Genomic DNA, 15,825 nt, shown 5'->3' with positions numbered 1-15,825 from the left:
CCGTGGGGCAAACGGGAAGTTATACGCTTGGGGAGATTAGACCTCTGGCTGGGTTGGAGCAATCCTGCTCGGTTAAGTCCGGTCGATGAACCAAGAATCCCCGTCGCTTTAGCGCGGGGAGTGTCAAGCCTTTGCAAATATAGCAGTTTTCACAAACTTGAGGTACAAAGATCCCCCTCAATCCCCCTTAAAAAGGGGGAAGTGGTGTTCTCATACTTTCGCAATCCGCTATATCATCCCCTTTCCTCAATGGGAAGGGGATTTTTGTATAAGAGTCAGGATTGAGCAGTGAGGAGTGAGAAAGCACCTTTTCACTCTTTTCTCTCTTCTCTATCCTCTTTCCTCCTCTAAAAAACTTGATATTTCGCCATTATTCTTAATCAAGCGTTGACTGGAAAAGGCGATCGCCCCCCTGAAGATGGCTCCATCTTTTCAGCAGAATTTCCCATGCGCATCAAAATGATTTTACCGGCCCTCACCGAGGCCCTGAGTCCCCATTGGCGGCCGATTAAATATTCTCTCTTTCCGCCCTTGGGGTTGGCAACGATCGCCTCCTTTTGCCCAGAGGATGCCGAAATTGATCTCCAAGATGAGCACGTTGAACCCTTAAATCTGGAGGATGAACCGGATTTGGTGGTGATTCAGGTCTATATCACCTCTGCCCATCGCGCCTATGAATTGGCGGATCATTACCGCCGGAAGGGGGCCTATATTTGTTTGGGGGGGCTGCACGTCACCGCCTTACCCGAAGAAGCCGCCGCCCATGCTGACACAATTTTCCTTGGCCCTGGGGAAGACACTTGGCCGCAATTTTGGGCGGATTGGCAAGGGGGCAAGGTGCAAAAAATCTATGGATCGACGGTGCGATCGCTCGTTGGTATGCCCCCCATTCGTCGGGATCTGATTAAACGGGAGCGGTATTTAGTCCCCAATTCCATCGTCGTTTCACGGGGCTGCCCTCACCATTGCGATTTTTGCTATAAAGATGCCTTTTATGCGGGGGGAAAATCCTTTTATACCCAAGCCGTAGATGAAGCCTTGGCGGAAATTGAACGACTCCCGGGCCGCCATCTTTTTTTCCTTGATGATCATCTGTTTGGTCATGCTGCCTTTGCCGAGGCCCTCTTTAGCGGGATGCGGGGGATGAATCGGGTTTGGCAAGCAGCGGGGACAATTCAAACGATTTTAAAACCCGGATTACTGGAAAAGGCCGTAGAGAGTGGGTTACGCAGCTTGTTTGTCGGGTTTGAAACCCTCAATACCGCCAACCTACGGGAACAACATAAATTCCACAACCTCAACCGGGATTATACCGAAGCGATCCGCCGCCTCCATGATTATGGTGTGATGATTAACGGTAGTTTTGTGTTTGGTATGGATGGGGATGATGCCACCGTGGGCGATCGCACCGTGGCCTGGGCCATTGAGCAGGGCATTGAAACCGCCACATTTCACATCCTCACCCCCTACCCCGGCACAGCCCTCTACGAGCGCATGGCGACCCAAGGCCGTCTCCTCCATCACCATTGGCCCGACTACGATACCCGCCACACCGTCTTTCAACCCGCCCAACTCCAACCGGCAGAATTAGAGGCCATCTACTGGCGAGCCTATGAGCAGTTCTACCGCTGGGGGGCAATTTTCCAAGGGGCTTGGACCAAAAACAATTGGAATGATCGCGCTCGTCACCTCTTCTATGCGGGGGGTTGGAAAAAGTTTGAACCCCTTTGGGATCGGATCATTCGGGCGGAACAGGTGGCGAAAATTCGCCCCATGCTGGAGGGAATTCTTCACGGTTGGCCGCAGCGGGAAACTCCGGCGGTGATGCCTCCCAAACCTGTTGCCCCCCTTTGTTAGGGATGGGCTTGGTGGTGGGGGGCGATCTGCAATCCTCTTAATGTAGGGGCGAAAAATTTTTCGCCCTCCACCCATCAATTCTTTGACATCAAAATAAATTGGACGAGAAAAGCCGCCCTGGAAGGGCGGGGCTTCAGACCCATTAGTTTTGGTGAGTGTTGGGGAGAGGGTGGGGGGCATAGTTGGCAATCTTGGGGTTTTGTTTATAATTGGGAATTAATATCTATGATCGTCATTAAAGCCTATGACTAGCACAGTCATTGAACAAAAGAGCGAAATTTTCTACCCCAGTGAGGATGGTGAACCCTTGGCTGAGAGCTATGAGCATGTTGACGCGATTTTGATGACATTGGAGGTATTGCGGGAATACCTAGCGGGGCAACAGGCGACGGTATTGGCGGATCAGTTTTTGTACTATTCCGAGGGAATGCCTCGGTTGCGGGTCGCTCCGGATGTGATGGTGATTTTTGATGTGGCTCCAGGGGGGCGGGATCATTACAAAATTTGGGCAGAGGGACAAGTCCCCCGTGTCATTTTTGAGATGACTTCCCCCAGTACGCGCCAGCAGGATCTGGGGTTTAAGTACACGCTCTATGGGCAGTTGGGGGTGGCGGAATATTGGCTCTTTGACCCGAAGGGGGAATGGATTGAGGAGCAATTGCGGGGTTATCGGTTGGTGGGGGAAACCTACGAGTTGATTGAGGGGGGTCTGAGTGCGGCTTTGGGCCTGCGGTTGGTGGCGGAGGGGAGGTTAATCGGCTTCTACCGTCAGGATACTGGGGAACGGTTGCTGTTAGCGTCAGAGTTACGTGATGCCTGGGAACAGGAGCGGGCAAGGGCTGAACAGGAACGGGAACGGGCTGAACAGGAGCGGGAACGGGCTGAACAGGAGCGGGCGCGGGCAGATGCTTTGGCGGCGCAGTTACGGGAATTAGGGGTTGAGCCAAATTCTTAGAATCAGTTAATTCTGGGGTTTTGGGGTGTGAAGGAGGCGATCGCCATCTTCATCTAAGAGCGGTTTTACCTGCATCACCGCGCTGACATTGCTTTGCAACTGCTTAAAATCCAGAGGCACACCATAGGCATGGCGAAAAAAGTGGCGAAATCCCCGTAGTTGGTTGTGTCCATCTTAAAACCAGGGTTGTGGGTGCTAGAGGTTGAGCCAACTGAATAGCTCTGGGGCGGATAGTTGTAAAGGGTCTTTGAGGTCTGCGAGGACGGTTAAGGGGTCTGAGTTGGCCTGGATTTCGGGAAATTGACCGGGTTTGAGGATGAGGACGGATTCATCTTGGGGATCAATGAGCCAGCCTAGGGCTGTGCCTTGGGCAAGACAGAAGGCTATTTTTTAAATTAATTGGTTGGCGGATTGTTCTGGGGAAAGAATTTCAATCACCCAGTTGGGATGGGTGGTGAAGCGGTTGGCAATTTTGCCCTGTTCATTTCTGGGAATCCTTGCCCAAGTAAAGACAGCAATATCAGGAACGATGGAAACGCCATTAAATGTACAGCGTAATTCTGGCAAGGCATAGGCGAGTTGTTGGGGTAAGACGCGCTCGTTGATGAAGGCGACTAGACGGCCTTGCAACAGGCTATGTTGGCCTTGGGGCAAGGGTTTTGGGGCGATGTGGTAATCAAAGTATTCGCGATCGGGTTTAGTTTCGGGTTGGGCTAAGAATTGCGCTAGGGTGGTTTGGGGAGTTGTGACCATGGTTTAGCTAGATTTTGCGGCGAGATAGTATTCGGTGAGGGCGATCGCCCCTAACACAATTCCCCCACTGAAAAGACTGCCCATACTGCCTGATGTGGTGATCAGGAGGGCGATGAGGGCGGTGAGGAGGAGGTAGGCGATCGCTACTTGGCCATGACTCCAGCCGGATTGGTGGAGGCGTTGGTAGAGGTGGGTGCGGTGGGCCTGGAAGATGTTTTCTTGGTTGAGGAGGCGACGGATCAGGGTGTAGATGGCATCGCCGATGAGGGGGAAGATGATGGGGAGGGCGGCCCAGAGTTGGGGGGGGGTCTGGCTCTGGAGGAGGGCGATGGCGGTGCAGGCTCCGAGGACGGTGCTGCCTACGTCGCCCATGAAAATTTTGGCGGGAGACCAGTTCCAATAGAGAAAGCCGAGGAGGGCAGCGACGAGGAGCCACCAGATCGGTTGCTGGAGGTAGAGAGCGAGGAAGGCGAGTTGGGCTGCGGTGAGGCTGGCGACGAGGCCGTCGAGGCCATCCATAAAGTTATAGAAGTTGATCAGGGCAGTGAAGGCGATGGCGGTGAGCAGGATGGCGAGGATTTGACCCGTTAACCCTAAGCTGTTGAGGCCGGGGATGGGAAGGGGTGGGAAGGCGGTGAGGGCGATGGCGGCGGTGCTGAGTTGGATGAGGTAGCGCAGGCGGGCGGGGAGGTTGTGGCGATCGTCGAGGATGCCGATGAGGGTGAGGGGGGTGAGGATGAGCCAGAGGGGGATGAGGGGGGGATTGGGAGGGAAGGGTGTTGAAGTATTCGTCAAGAAAAAGGCCACAATAAAGGCGAGGCCGCCGCCTCTGGGGGTGGGTTGTTGATGGGAGCTGCGATCGTTGGGGATATCGAGAAACTTCTGTCCTAAATATTCTTTAATCAGATAAGTAATCGAAAAACCCAATAAACCAGCCAAACTGACTAATAGAAGACTCAAATTGATCGTCATTATTTTAGACGTTGAATTTCCTGGTGAATGCCTTCTTCAAATGAACGTGGCAAGTAGCCAAAGTCTTGATGTGCTAGGGAGTGGTCAAAGTTTTTATGCTCATTGAGTCTCAAGATTTGCTCCTCTGTAATGGGAAACTTTAACCCTAGAGATTGTATGGTTTTAATGCATTTAGTCGCTAAAGCAACTGGGATATGTATCCTGATCGTTTTTCGCTCTAATAACTGGCTGGCTATTTCAATAATTTGATTATAGGTTAAAGAGTGTTTGCCTGAAATGTTATATTCTTGGCGATAGGTCTGAGGGCAGTCAATGACTTGAACAATTGCTCCAGCCACATCTTCAACATGAACAGGTTGCTGGAGAAATTCGCCATTGCCAAAAATTGGTATAACTGGAAATTTCTTTAAAAACTGCAAAAGACGGATCATGTTTCGATCTTCTGGCGTTCCATAAATCATAGTTGGTCGCAGAATTGTATAGTTCAAAGCACTTTCTTTGATCGTCCGTTCTGCGGCCAGTCGAACTGCTTTGCTTGAAGCATTGAGATGCGTAAAAATTGCTGTTGTACTGACAAAAATTGCTCTTTCTATTCCGGATTTTTCACAAGCCTGAACAATGGTGGCTGCTGCTCCAAATCCAATGGATGCAACGTTGATTAAGATTTCGTAGTTGGGTAAGACTTGATTTAAGGAATTTAAATCATTCAGATCTGCTTCAACACAATTTAGACCTAAATCTAGAAGTTTCTTGGAGTTAGAAGATGAGCGAATTAAGCAATCAAAAGGAATTTGTTCATTGATTAATCTTTGACAGACAAAACCACCTGTAAACCCTGTTGCACCTGTTAGTAATATTGAGGGGGGCATTGGCGTTATAACTTAAGTTTTTACCAGGCTAATGGTTAACATCTTCTTGAATAAGAGTCGAGAGTTTTTGACAGATCGTGGCCCTAGAGTAAGTTGAATAAACTAAGCTTTTTCCCCGTTGTCCCATGGCTTGTTTATCTTCTGGGGAAGTTTTGAACAATGACATGACAGATTGAGCCAAGTCTTGTGAGTTTTCTGGAGGAATAGCCCAACCCAATTGGTAGGCTTCAACTTCTGCATTAACTGCTCCTCCTACTGCGACAATAACCGGCTTTCCAGATGCGTAGTAATCATAAAGTTTATTCGGACTAACGCCATACTGAAACAAAGGGATGTTTTTTAAAGTTAGGATTAATCCATCGGCAGCTTGTAGAAACTGTGGGATCTGCTGTTTGGGTATCGGTGCTCTAAATTGAAGGCACTGAATGCCTTCTGCTTGTTGGATCAGGTTTTCTTTTTCGGGGCCATCTCCAAGTAAGATAATTAAAATTTTTTCAGAATACTCATGATCCAAAATACGAGCCGCTTCTACCACTGTTGCGAGGGCATTAGCTGTGCCATGTGCGCCTGTGTACATGAGACAGGTACAATCGAAAGGAATATTGTATTGTTGCTTGGCTTGTTTTGGTGTGATGTTGTGCTCAAACTCTGTTAAATCGGGGCCATTCGGAAGCCAATGCACTTTTGTTGCACCGCGATTTTTCACATAATCAACAGCACCCGATGCTAAAACAATCACACGATCGCTTTCTTGGTACAACAACCGCTCAACCCAAGCTAATCCTCTCACCATGAGGCTTTTTGGGGATTTACCACCGAGTTCTACCAAGACTTGGGGCCAAAGATCGCGAACTTCAAAATAAAAGTAAGAACCGTAAATTTTTGCCAGTATCCATGCGGTAAAGGCTGCTAAGAGTTGAGGCGATGAGCCAATAATGATTTTTGGTTTCGGCTTGATTAAGCCCAGGATAAATAAGCTGATACAAAAAGACAACATGTTAACATAGCGTTGCCAATTGTTTATTTTGTAAGGAGTTGCATACAACCAATTCCATTTTAGCTTGTGATAGTTTTCGCTATGGCAAATTTGCCCTGGCTTTAGTTTTCGATATTGTCTTTGCGTTAAATTATAATCGGATGCAAAAACTTCTACTTCGTACTCTTGATTGCTTAAAAACTGACCGAGTTCATATTGTCTAATGTGTCCGGGAACATCGGGAGTATTGCCAAACTGATTAATGATCCATATTTTAACTGACATTTTATCAAAAGACTGCTGATGATTAATTAGGATGTTGGAAAACTAATTCAGACTGACTCATTTTCCACGTTAAATTTATCTGATTAAGATTGAGCTGAAAATCAGCTGGAGAATTAGATCGCCAATTAATTGCTGGTATAGCTTGCAAACTAATTACAGTTAATAGAGCATGATAAGTGTGATTTAATCGGCTTTTAACTTCTAAGCATCCCCTTGGAATTCGCTGACTGAATTGAGGGGAATACCAAGATGAACTTATCTCAGGATTGAGCCATTGAACGTGATTTGGCTCAGGGGAGTTGAACGTTTTAATCCAGAGATTGAAATGCTCAGATGTGTGATAATGAGCTTCTCCAGATGAATCTTGAATGAGGTTTATGTTAGGAGCAAAGTGAAGTCGAGCAGTGCTGTGTAAATCTTGGCGATCACCTTCACTTTGGTGCTGATGAGTTTCAATAATATCTAGAAGAATGACATTGGTATTTTCAAGACCAATCCAACGATGATGGATAGACTGAATGGGTGAGCGATTGTATCCATGATGAGCAGCACTTAACCATTGTAGTCCTTCAAAATTCCCTGATTTAACATTGAAAGGTTTAGCTTTTCTGCCAACTCGAAAACTTCCCCAGACTTCCGATTGATTTTGTTGATCAATTTCGATAGTATTGTGGGCTTTGGTGCTCCGTTCGTACTCTCGAACTAATCCTTTTTGATATTCACTGGTTCCGGTATCAACAATAATGGGTTGACCTTGATAGTAAAGGTCTAGCGTCAAACAATCTGCATGGGCATGGGGAGGTAGTTCTGGAGGACAAGGAAGTCCATAATCAAAGCCTAATTCAATTCCCAGGCCATTGCGTAAGATGGAATATCCTGTGTGTGGTGCATGATAACTTGATGAATTTTTTGAATTATTAACGTTATTGTGTGGGTTCCTGATTTGTGGAATATCTTTACTGAGTAAACGAAAATGTAAAATATTAATGGGAGATGATAACTGTGATTGCTGGGTTTTAGAAGAGGGGAGGAGTTGTTGAATCCAGTAAACGGTTTCGTCTAGAGAATAGGTGATCTGATAAGCAGCATCATTCCAGAGGGGATAATTTCCATTCTGGAGGCGGATGCCTTGAGCAAATACGAGCATTTTGCTTAAGGCATCTAAAATAGATGGAGGAATAGATAGATTGGCACTCAATAAACAAGCGATTGATTCTCCCAGTAGATTCATCACAATCAAGTGATACATGGGACTGCGTTCATAGTGCCCTCCGTCGGGTAAGATCTGGTAGCTGAGTTGTTGAGCTAGTTCTTGAAGAGAGGTTTGAACAATTTTTTCAGCTTTCGGGTGATTAAAGTTTAATCCACCAATGATTAAGGCTCTCAGATTTTCTAAAAGATGATTACCTCCGGCAAAGTATTCTTTATTGTGGTTAAGATAATAGATTTGTTCCCACAAAGATTTGAGGATTTTGGCGGTTTTCAATTGAGGGAATGTGTGGATAGCATAAGTCCAATTGACAATGCGGAGTGAGGTGGTATAGGGATGCCAGCCATCGAAGGAATAAAAGGGGTTGTGATCAATCCAGTCTGTAATGACTGAATAAATTTCTAAACAAGAGGCTGATTGAAGCTCTTTCTCTTGATAAGCCCTTGTAATTCTGTCTCGAATCCAGTCAAAGTAATGTAAATTAAATTGCCAAAGACGGGAATAATTTTGACTATTCCAAGGAATGGGTAAGGCTAAAGTTCGAGTCTCGTTTAAGAATGTAAAAGTAACTTCAGGAGATGGATTCTTACAAAGAGATTTAGCGTTAACGGATTTTAAAGGAGTGAGTTCAAGCTGTTTGAGATAGTTAAGGTTAAGAGGGGGTACTGTTGAGATTTTCCTAAATGTCAGGTAACGACGAAGGGGTAGGGAAAGTTGAGATAAAGAACGCCGCTTGATCTCAAATTGAATTCTAGCTGTAATTTGTTGGGGAGGGAGATCCCGAATTGTACGCCACCATAAACCTAGGTTCACAATTTTTTTGGCAAATGACTTCAAGGAATCTTTTAATGGGCAGCGTGGCTGGTGATGCCACAAAAATCTAGGTAAGGTTTTTGAATGCTTAACCCGTGGAACTCGCGATGGCCGACTAGAAATACGAGCAAATCTGCTTTATCTAAAGCTAACGACCAGGGCATTAAGTTTAATGTGGGGTGAGATTTTAAATTGGGTTCTACTGGCAGAATTGTGTGGCCCAAGGTTTGTAGATTTTGGGTAATTTCTAGGGCAGGGGAACCGCGTAGGTCATCAACATTGGGCTTAAAGGCCAATCCGAGGCAGGCAATAATGGGCTGACGTTGGTGGATTGTGGCAAATTCATTGGCAGCGGCAACCACTTGTTCAACAACCCATTGCGGTTTATGGTTGTTGACTTGGCGTGCTGTTTGTAATAGCGGGGAGTGATCGGGAACAGCAGAGGCGATAAACCAAGGATCGACAGCGATGCAGTGACCGCCCACGCCACAACCCGGTTGTAAAATGTTAACGCGAGGGTGGTGGTTGGCGAGGCGAATCACTTCTCGTACATTAACGCCAAGGTTAGGGGATAACATGGAGAGTTCATTGGCAAAGGCGAGGTTGACATCTCGAAAGGCATTTTCCGTTAGTTTACACAGTTCAGCGGTTCGGACATCGGTGGTCAGAATTTGACCTTGGCAAAAACTCTGATAAAAGGATTGGGCCGCTGTCGCTGCTTCTGCTGTCAGACCACCGACTACTCGATCATTGTGGATCAGTTCGTGGAGAATGTTCCCCGGTAAGACTCGCTCTGGACAGTAGGCGAAATGGAGCTGTTTGACGGGTGCTCCTGCCATGGCTAGTGTTTGCGCGACCTGTTCGGTTGTGCCTACGGGTGAGGTGGATTCTAGGATGATGAGATTGCCGGGTTGTAAGATGGGGGCGATCGCCTCGGCCGCTGCAAGAACGTAGTCAATATTGGGCTGGGGTAAGCCTTCTGTGGCAGGGTGAAAGGGGGTAGGAACACAGATGATAAAAATATCTGCGGTTGTGGGGGTGGTGCTGGCCTGGAATTTTTGGGTTTGGACGGCGATCGCCACTACCTGATCAAGGTCGGGTTCAACGATGTGAATTAAACCCTGGTTGATGGTGTCTACAATACTGGGGTTAATATCCACGCCTAGGACTGAGTAGCCGTGCTGGGTGAGGATCGCTGCTGTGGGTAAACCAATGTAGCCGAGACCGAGAATGCAGACGCGAGGCAAATGTTGATCGGGATGGATCATGGGTTAAAGTTTCACTGTGAATCAAGGTTAAGCCATAGCTAGAATAGCCTGACTGACCTCGATTAATTCTTCTAGGGGGATGGGGGCGGGTGTCCCGCTGGTGATCGCAGCGACAAAAGCAGCAAGACAGGCTTTTTGTCCCTTATCCTGCCGCCATTGGCTTTGACGTTTAAACTGAGGCCAGCTCCAGCCTTTGAGGGTGCGGTAGTTATCTAACTGGAGAATGTGATCGCCACAGAATACCTCTAATCGTTCCTTGGGAAAAGACTTGGCTCCATTGGCGAAATAGTGAATTGTGCCGATGGAGCCATCGGTAAAGGTTAGATTGAGGGTGACGGTATCTGGACAGGGCTTCGAGTCTGCTAGGGCTGTGCGGTGCCAACTTTGGATCGGTTGTCCGACCAAAAAACGTAGCAGATCAACAAAATGACAGGCTTCACCGATAATTCGTCCTCCCCCTATTGCTGCATCTTGAGTCCAGTGGTCGGTGGGAATTGCCCCTGCATTAACGGTCATAACCAGGGCTTTGGGAGCGATTAGGGTTTGTAAGAGGCGGTGCATCTGTTGCACGAGGGGCGCAAAGCGGCGGTTAAAACCAACCATTAACTGTCGGGGCTGACCCTTACTCATGGTTGCTTGGTAAGCCTGCTGAATTTGCTCTAGTTCAGTTTTATTTAGGGCTAAGGGTTTTTCCACAAAGACGTGTTTGCCTGCCGTGAGGGCGCGACAAACTAATTCAGCATGGCTATCATGGCGGGTGGCGATGACTACGGTGTTAATCGTGGGATCGGTGAAAAGGGAATCTGGCTGAGTTGTGACCTGTTGAAAGCCCAATTTGCGGCCATAGTGGGTGATATTGACCCCAGATGTGGCGGCGAGGGTATGGAGTTGGGCTGGGGTTTGGGCTAAGGCGGGGAGAAGGATGCGGCTGGCATAGTTACCCGCGCCAATACAGCCAACAACAACCTGAGCGGGGCTAGATGAGGATTGCTCTGGGGCGGGTTTTAGCGAGACTGTGGAGGTAGGCTCGGCAGGGTTGGGGTAGTTGAGGACAATGCCGAGGTAGGGTTGATCGCCGGTGAGGACGGCGTAGGCTTGATCGGCTTGGTCTATGGGAAAACGATGGGAAATCAGTGGTTCTATCTGGAGTTGACCACTGGCGAGGGTATCGAGCACGGCAGTGAAGTTCCGTTGCTCTGTCCAGCGCACAAAGCCAATGGGGTAGTCTTGGCCATTCTGCTCGTAGTTGGGGTCATAGCGACCGGGGCCATAGGAGCAGGAGACTTGAAAGCTGAGTTCTTTTTCGTAAAAGTCGGCTCTCGACAGTTCTAAGCCTGTGACTCCCACTAAAACAATGCGGCCGCGCTTCCGGCACATTTGGGCGGCTTGGTGGACGGGTTCGCTACTTTGGGTGGCGGCGGTAATCAGGACACCATCGACTCCTGCTCCTCGGGAAAATGCCGTGGCTAGGGCGATGGGGTCGCTGGCGGTGGCGAGGTTAAGGGTGTCAATGCCGAGTTTTTGGGCGAGGGCTAATTTATCGGGGGCGAAGTCAAGGCCTAGGACGCGACAACCTTGGGCTTTGAGGAGTTGGGCGGTGAGGAGACCAATCAAGCCTAAGCCTGTGACGACAAAGCATTCCCCTAGGGTGGGTTGGGCGAGGCGAATGCCTTGGAGGCCAATGGCGGCAACGACGGTAAAGACGGCGGCTTCGTCCTGGACTCCAGGGGGGATTTTGGCGCAAAGGTTGGCGGGAACACTGACGATTTCGGCATGGGGGCCGTTAGAAATGAGGCGATCGCCCACCTCAAATCCGCTGACTCCTTTGCCTACACCGATGACTGTACCAACATTGCAGTAGCCCAACGGAAGGGGTTGGTCAAGTTTGCTCTGAACAGCATCAAGGGTGGTCAGGAGGCCATCGGTGCTAACTTTGTCAAGGACTTGGCGAACTTTATCCGGTTGTTGGCGGGCTTTATCGATCCAGTTGGCTTGGCCGAATTTCACCAGCATCCGCTCGGTTCCGGCGGAGACTAGGGAGTTATGGGTACGGATGAGGAGTTTACCGGGTTGGAGTGCGGGGGCGGGGATGTCCTGAATTTCGGTTTGGCCAGTGGTGAGGGATTGGAGGATTTGTTTCATGGGCAAGAAGGTTATTTCCTCGCATCGATGAGCATAAACAACCCAGATTTAGGCAAGAAGCGACGGATAAACCATCGAGGCCATAGCTTTCTAGCGAGCATTAAGGCTAATCCTCGATGCTTCTGACCTGCATTTGATTCCAATAGATCACCATGGGTCAAAGTGGTTGAAATCTTCACATTACTGAATCTAGAAAATAAATTCTGTGCCTCCTTAATGGAATAGGCTTTTGTTCCTGGACTCTCCAGATGGGTTGCATAGATGGTGTCAAAACTAAGCCAAGGTTTGCCTGTGAGTATTGCATAACGTAGCCATAGCATGAAACCAACCATGCTTTGTTTATGGTAAATCATGACTTTTGCACTCCCCCCTTGCTTGAGTACGCGATAAACTTCGTCAATGGCTAGGGGAGTATTGGGGCTATGGTGCAGGACACCCCAGGAATAGACCAAATCAAAACTTTCGTCAGGAAAATCCAATTTTTCTGCATCGCCTACTGATAGGTTTGAAGACAACCCAAATAAGGCTAACCGACGGCGGGTATGTTCTACTGCCCGTTCAGTCAAATCGATGCCATAGAGATCAGCTTCTGCCTCCGCAAAGCATTGATGGTCAGCCCCAAGACCTACGCCAATTTCTAGTACTTTTTTTCCTTGACTAGCAGGAAAGTCAGCGAATGCTGCAATGAAAGGTTCAAGTCGATGGGTGCATCTCAGTTAGGCGACTATGCCCTCATCCCCCAACCCCTTCTCCCAAGGAGGGAGAAGGGGGGTTTCCAAAGTGAGATGCACCCAAGTCGATAGCGTGTTTCAGCTTGGGCTTGATAAGCTGTAGAATCAACGTCATTTAGATAAAGACTTTCTCCACATGCAGCTTCATTCCAGAAGTCATGCACTTGTTTTTTCTCTAAATTTTGTCTTTGGGACATGAGGTTACTGTTGATGGAAAGACTTTTTATGTAGTTCTGCTTGATCGACAAATTGCCGACACCAAAGCTCAATACAAATTAAGGAAAGCAAAGTATAGCTAGCATCGATTGTTCCTTTGTCATTGTCAAAAATGAGTCGCTGCACAGCCGCAGGATCAAACAATCCTCGATGTTTCAGGCTTTGTTCACTCAGCACATCAGCTAATAGTTCGCGCAATTCATAGCGCATCCAGCGTCGTAGGGGCGCACCAAAACCAGATTTAGGTCGATAGATAATATCTTGAGGTAAATAGGGTTCCATGGCTTTTTTCAGCACCCATTTCCCTTCACGACCGCGTTGTTTATATCGGGGGGGAATTTGGGCAGCAAATTCAACCAAGTCGAGGTCTAAGAACGGGACTCGCACTTCAACACCCACTGCCATTGACATTTTATCGGTGTAGGTGAGGTTGTGATCGGTGAGAAAAAAGCGTTGTTCTAGAGCTAGTAGTCGCTCGACTGGATGAGTCTCAGGGGGCAGTTCAGACAGGAAATCAAGCATGGGTTCTTCCGCTTGGGAATTGCCCAAAGCAGCCCGAAAGTCTAGGGTATAAAGGGCGATTAAATCTTTTCGATCAACCCAGCGAAAATAGTTCACCAGTCGGGCATCACCTTCTAGGGCTGCGCCGTGAAACAGCTTGCGTAATCGCCGAGTGAGCGATCGCCGTTGATCTAAACCACCTGTCAAGCGTTCTAGTTGTACTCGGATAGATTGAGGGAGCCAAGTCCAATAACGTTCCATCATGAGGGCTTGGTGGCGACGATAGCCAGTAAACAGGTCATCTCCTCCCGCCCCGGATAGTAGCACTTTGATGCCCTGTTCACGGGCGAGGCGACTGATGTAAAGGACATTGAGCGGTGCTGGATCGGCGAGGGGTTCATCCAGTTGGGCTACCATTGCAGGAAGATCCTCTGCCATGCGTGCTGCATCGACCTGGACAACTTCTAGCGGCACGTTTAAATGTTCAGCAACCCGACGAGCGTAGGGGAGATCATCGGTGATTCCCTCTTCTTGAAGTCCTGTTACCTCAATCGTGAAACACTGGAGGCTCGGATTATGCTCTCGGGCAAAGGTGACGATGCTACTGGAGTCCAGTCCACCGGAGAGAAAGGCTCCCACGGGTACATCAGCAATCATTTGGCGATGTACAGCCTGGCGTAAATGTTGCTCTGTGCCATGGATTGCGTCTTTTACCGTCAGTTGATCTGGCGATCGCGGTCTTGTCTTGTCTTCCCAGGGGTGAGGATGGAAAGCAGGTAAGCGATACCAAGTGAAGGGGGTGGCGATCGCACCCTTCTTGACCCACATTCCTTCCCCAGGGCCGAGTTGGCGTATGGCTTGAGTGGGTGTACCTGCTCCTGGACACCAAAGGAAACTGAGATAGCGATCGATAGCAGCAGCATCTAAGTTTCCCAATGGGGTGTCTAACTGGTCGCCCCCCTTTGGTAATAAAGGCAGCAGTGCCTTGATCTCGCTAGCAAAAGCAAGCCCTTCTTCTGTAGCACTGTAATAGAGCGGCTTCACGCCTAGGGCATCTCGGGCTAGCAGCAGTGTTTCGCGATCAGCATCCCATATCGCAAAAGCAAAGATGCCATTGAGTCGTCGCAGCATCCCCTTCACCCCGTCCACAGACTTTCTTTGGGATAGATAGAGGTTAAGCAATACTTCAGTATCCGAACGACCCCGAAAGCTATAGCTTTCCACCTCCAGTTCTGTCCGTAGTTCGCGGAAATTATAAATTTCTCCGTTGAACACCAGCACCACCCGACCATCTTTACTGGCCATGGGTTGATGTCCCAATGGCGATAGGTCGAGGATCGACAGTCGCGTGTGGACAAGACCGACCCCATGCATGTGATCGTCAAATATGCCAGAATCATCTGGTCCACGGTGATTCAACGTTGTTTTAGCCACAAACAATGCGGCAGCCGAGGGTGATTTATTAGCGGTGACGAAGTAACCAGATATACCACACATCACATCAAAAAATTAAGTTAATGGGGGGGAGCATTACATATTCTCCCTAAGTATAAACACTCTGTTGTCCCAGGGGGAGAAATTACACTAAAACTACGGTGTAGACTTAACCATCACTCCCCATGACCCCATCTGAAGCCAGAGAACTCCAGTGTCACCTCCGATCTGTCGCTAAAATGCGCTACCGGCTGTTCATCCATGAGTATAATCGTGGCATCAGAGAGAAGCTGGCGGAGCAAGATGCCCCTATCTTTTCCTCTAGCCTGCACTAAAATGCACTACCGTCAGTGAGATTGCGACATCACAACAACGGCTCGAAGTCCTTGATTGGTATCATTTGCTCGAAAATGCCAACAAGGTACAAGGAACACTGGCCCAACAGTCGCAGATACGAGCATTGCTCTGGCGAGGGGAGACCCAGAAGGCCATTGAGTATCTACACCGACAGCGATGTCGGGGAGCAACGGGGTTTATCAATTACTTAAGGCATCACCAGACTCGGATTATTGACTACCAGGCTTGGCAGGAAGCGGGGCACTCGATTGGTTCGGGTCGAGTGGAGTCGTTGGTGAAACAAATTGGGTTAAGGGTGAAGTTGGCGGGGGCACAATGGCGAAGGGAGAATGTACCTAGAGGGTATCTGTGAAGAAAAGATAAAAAAGAGGGGGGTGAAAGCCTCAAAATATGAAAAAAGGGGGTAAAGAACGCAAGAGAACAGAAAATGCCTAGAGCATCTTCCCGAAATAAGTGAGTGTGTCGTCTATCAAGCCATGACCTCTT

At 48.5% G+C, this 15,825-nt stretch carries 11 protein-coding genes and 2 pseudogenes; 3 read left to right on the top strand and 10 right to left on the bottom strand.

Annotated features, from left to right (window positions below):
• The first annotated feature begins 447 nt into the window (after positions 1–447).
• Together VB712_RS19725 and VB712_RS19720 are read left to right on the top strand one after the other, a co-directional pair.
• A complete protein-coding gene (locus VB712_RS19725) occupies positions 448–1,857 on the top strand; it encodes a B12-binding domain-containing radical SAM protein (protein ID WP_416236413.1) in 1,410 nt (469 codons plus the stop codon).
• Positions 1,858–2,101: 244 nt separating this feature from the next.
• Positions 2,102–2,812, top strand: coding sequence for a Uma2 family endonuclease (locus tag VB712_RS19720; protein ID WP_323257925.1), 711 nt, complete (start codon positions 2,102–2,104; stop codon positions 2,810–2,812).
• 6 nt (positions 2,813–2,818) lie between these two features.
• Here VB712_RS19720 and VB712_RS19715 read toward each other — a convergent pair whose 3' ends face one another.
• From VB712_RS19715 to asnB, 10 genes and pseudogenes are all read right to left on the bottom strand, one after another.
• Positions 2,819–2,932 carry a hypothetical protein gene (locus tag VB712_RS19715; protein ID WP_416236411.1) on the bottom strand — a complete coding sequence of 38 codons (114 nt, stop codon included), beginning with the start codon at positions 2,930–2,932 and terminating at the stop codon, positions 2,819–2,821.
• A 75-nt stretch (positions 2,933–3,007) separates the two neighbouring features.
• Positions 3,008–3,565: pseudogene (locus tag VB712_RS19710) on the bottom strand (Uma2 family endonuclease).
• 3 nt (positions 3,566–3,568) lie between these two features.
• Entirely contained in the window at positions 3,569–4,537 is a 969-nt protein-coding gene (locus VB712_RS19705) for a glycosyltransferase family 4 protein (protein WP_323257920.1), read from the bottom strand.
• Entirely contained in the window at positions 4,537–5,406 is an 870-nt protein-coding gene (locus VB712_RS19700) for an SDR family oxidoreductase (protein ID WP_323257919.1), read from the bottom strand. Before VB712_RS19700 ends, VB712_RS19705 begins: the two co-directional genes overlap by 1 nt.
• Positions 5,407–5,434: 28 nt before the next feature.
• On the bottom strand, positions 5,435–6,667 hold the full coding sequence (locus tag VB712_RS19695; RefSeq protein WP_323257917.1) for a glycosyltransferase family 4 protein: 1,233 nt from the start codon (positions 6,665–6,667) through the stop codon (positions 5,435–5,437).
• A 22-nt stretch (positions 6,668–6,689) separates the two neighbouring features.
• Positions 6,690–8,714: an alginate lyase family protein gene (locus tag VB712_RS19690; RefSeq protein ID WP_323257915.1), complete on the bottom strand. Its 2,025-nt coding sequence runs from the start codon at positions 8,712–8,714 to the stop codon at positions 6,690–6,692.
• An 8-nt stretch (positions 8,715–8,722) separates the two neighbouring features.
• Positions 8,723–9,958, bottom strand: coding sequence for a UDP-N-acetyl-D-mannosamine dehydrogenase (wecC, locus tag VB712_RS19685; RefSeq protein WP_323257913.1), 1,236 nt, complete (start codon positions 9,956–9,958; stop codon positions 8,723–8,725).
• Between the two features lie 27 nt (positions 9,959–9,985).
• Positions 9,986–12,100 (bottom strand): bi-domain-containing oxidoreductase, encoded by a 2,115-nt coding sequence (locus tag VB712_RS19680; RefSeq protein WP_323257911.1) that lies wholly within the window; start codon positions 12,098–12,100, stop codon positions 9,986–9,988.
• A gap of 11 nt (positions 12,101–12,111) precedes the next feature.
• Positions 12,112–12,786, bottom strand: coding sequence for a class I SAM-dependent methyltransferase (locus tag VB712_RS19675; RefSeq protein WP_416236412.1), 675 nt, complete (start codon positions 12,784–12,786; stop codon positions 12,112–12,114).
• Positions 12,787–13,032: 246 nt separating this feature from the next.
• Positions 13,033–15,045: an asparagine synthase (glutamine-hydrolyzing) gene (asnB, locus tag VB712_RS19670; RefSeq protein WP_323257909.1), complete on the bottom strand. Its 2,013-nt coding sequence runs from the start codon at positions 15,043–15,045 to the stop codon at positions 13,033–13,035.
• 283 nt (positions 15,046–15,328) lie between these two features.
• Between asnB and VB712_RS19665 the strand changes: the two are divergent.
• Positions 15,329–15,691 (top strand): annotated as a pseudogene (locus tag VB712_RS19665) (ISKra4 family transposase); the annotation flags it as partial.
• Between the last annotated feature and the right edge of the window lie 134 nt (positions 15,692–15,825).

This window comes from Spirulina sp. CCNP1310 (genome assembly GCF_034932185.1).
Classification (GTDB): domain Bacteria; phylum Cyanobacteriota; class Cyanobacteriia; order Cyanobacteriales; family Spirulinaceae; genus Spirulina.
The sequence above is the reverse complement of the archived record's forward strand: the minus strand, read 5'-3'. Positions and strand labels throughout refer to the sequence as shown.

Bases quoted from the DNA above. Each gene is read 5' to 3' on its own strand.
- VB712_RS19725 (WP_416236413.1), top strand. From the start codon at position 448: ATGCGCATCAAAATGATTTTACCGGCCCTCACCGAGGCCCTGAGTCCC.
- VB712_RS19720 (WP_323257925.1), top strand. From the start codon at position 2,102: ATGACTAGCACAGTCATTGAACAAAAGAGCGAAATTTTCTACCCCAGT.
- VB712_RS19705 (WP_323257920.1), bottom strand. From the start codon at position 4,537: ATGACGATCAATTTGAGTCTTCTATTAGTCAGTTTGGCTGGTTTATTG.
- VB712_RS19700 (WP_323257919.1), bottom strand. From the start codon at position 5,406: ATGCCCCCCTCAATATTACTAACAGGTGCAACAGGGTTTACAGGTGGT.
- VB712_RS19695 (WP_323257917.1), bottom strand. From the start codon at position 6,667: ATGTCAGTTAAAATATGGATCATTAATCAGTTTGGCAATACTCCCGAT.
- wecC (WP_323257913.1), bottom strand. From the start codon at position 9,958: ATGATCCATCCCGATCAACATTTGCCTCGCGTCTGCATTCTCGGTCTC.
- VB712_RS19680 (WP_323257911.1), bottom strand. From the start codon at position 12,100: ATGAAACAAATCCTCCAATCCCTCACCACTGGCCAAACCGAAATTCAG.
- asnB (WP_323257909.1), bottom strand. From the start codon at position 15,045: ATGTGTGGTATATCTGGTTACTTCGTCACCGCTAATAAATCACCCTCG.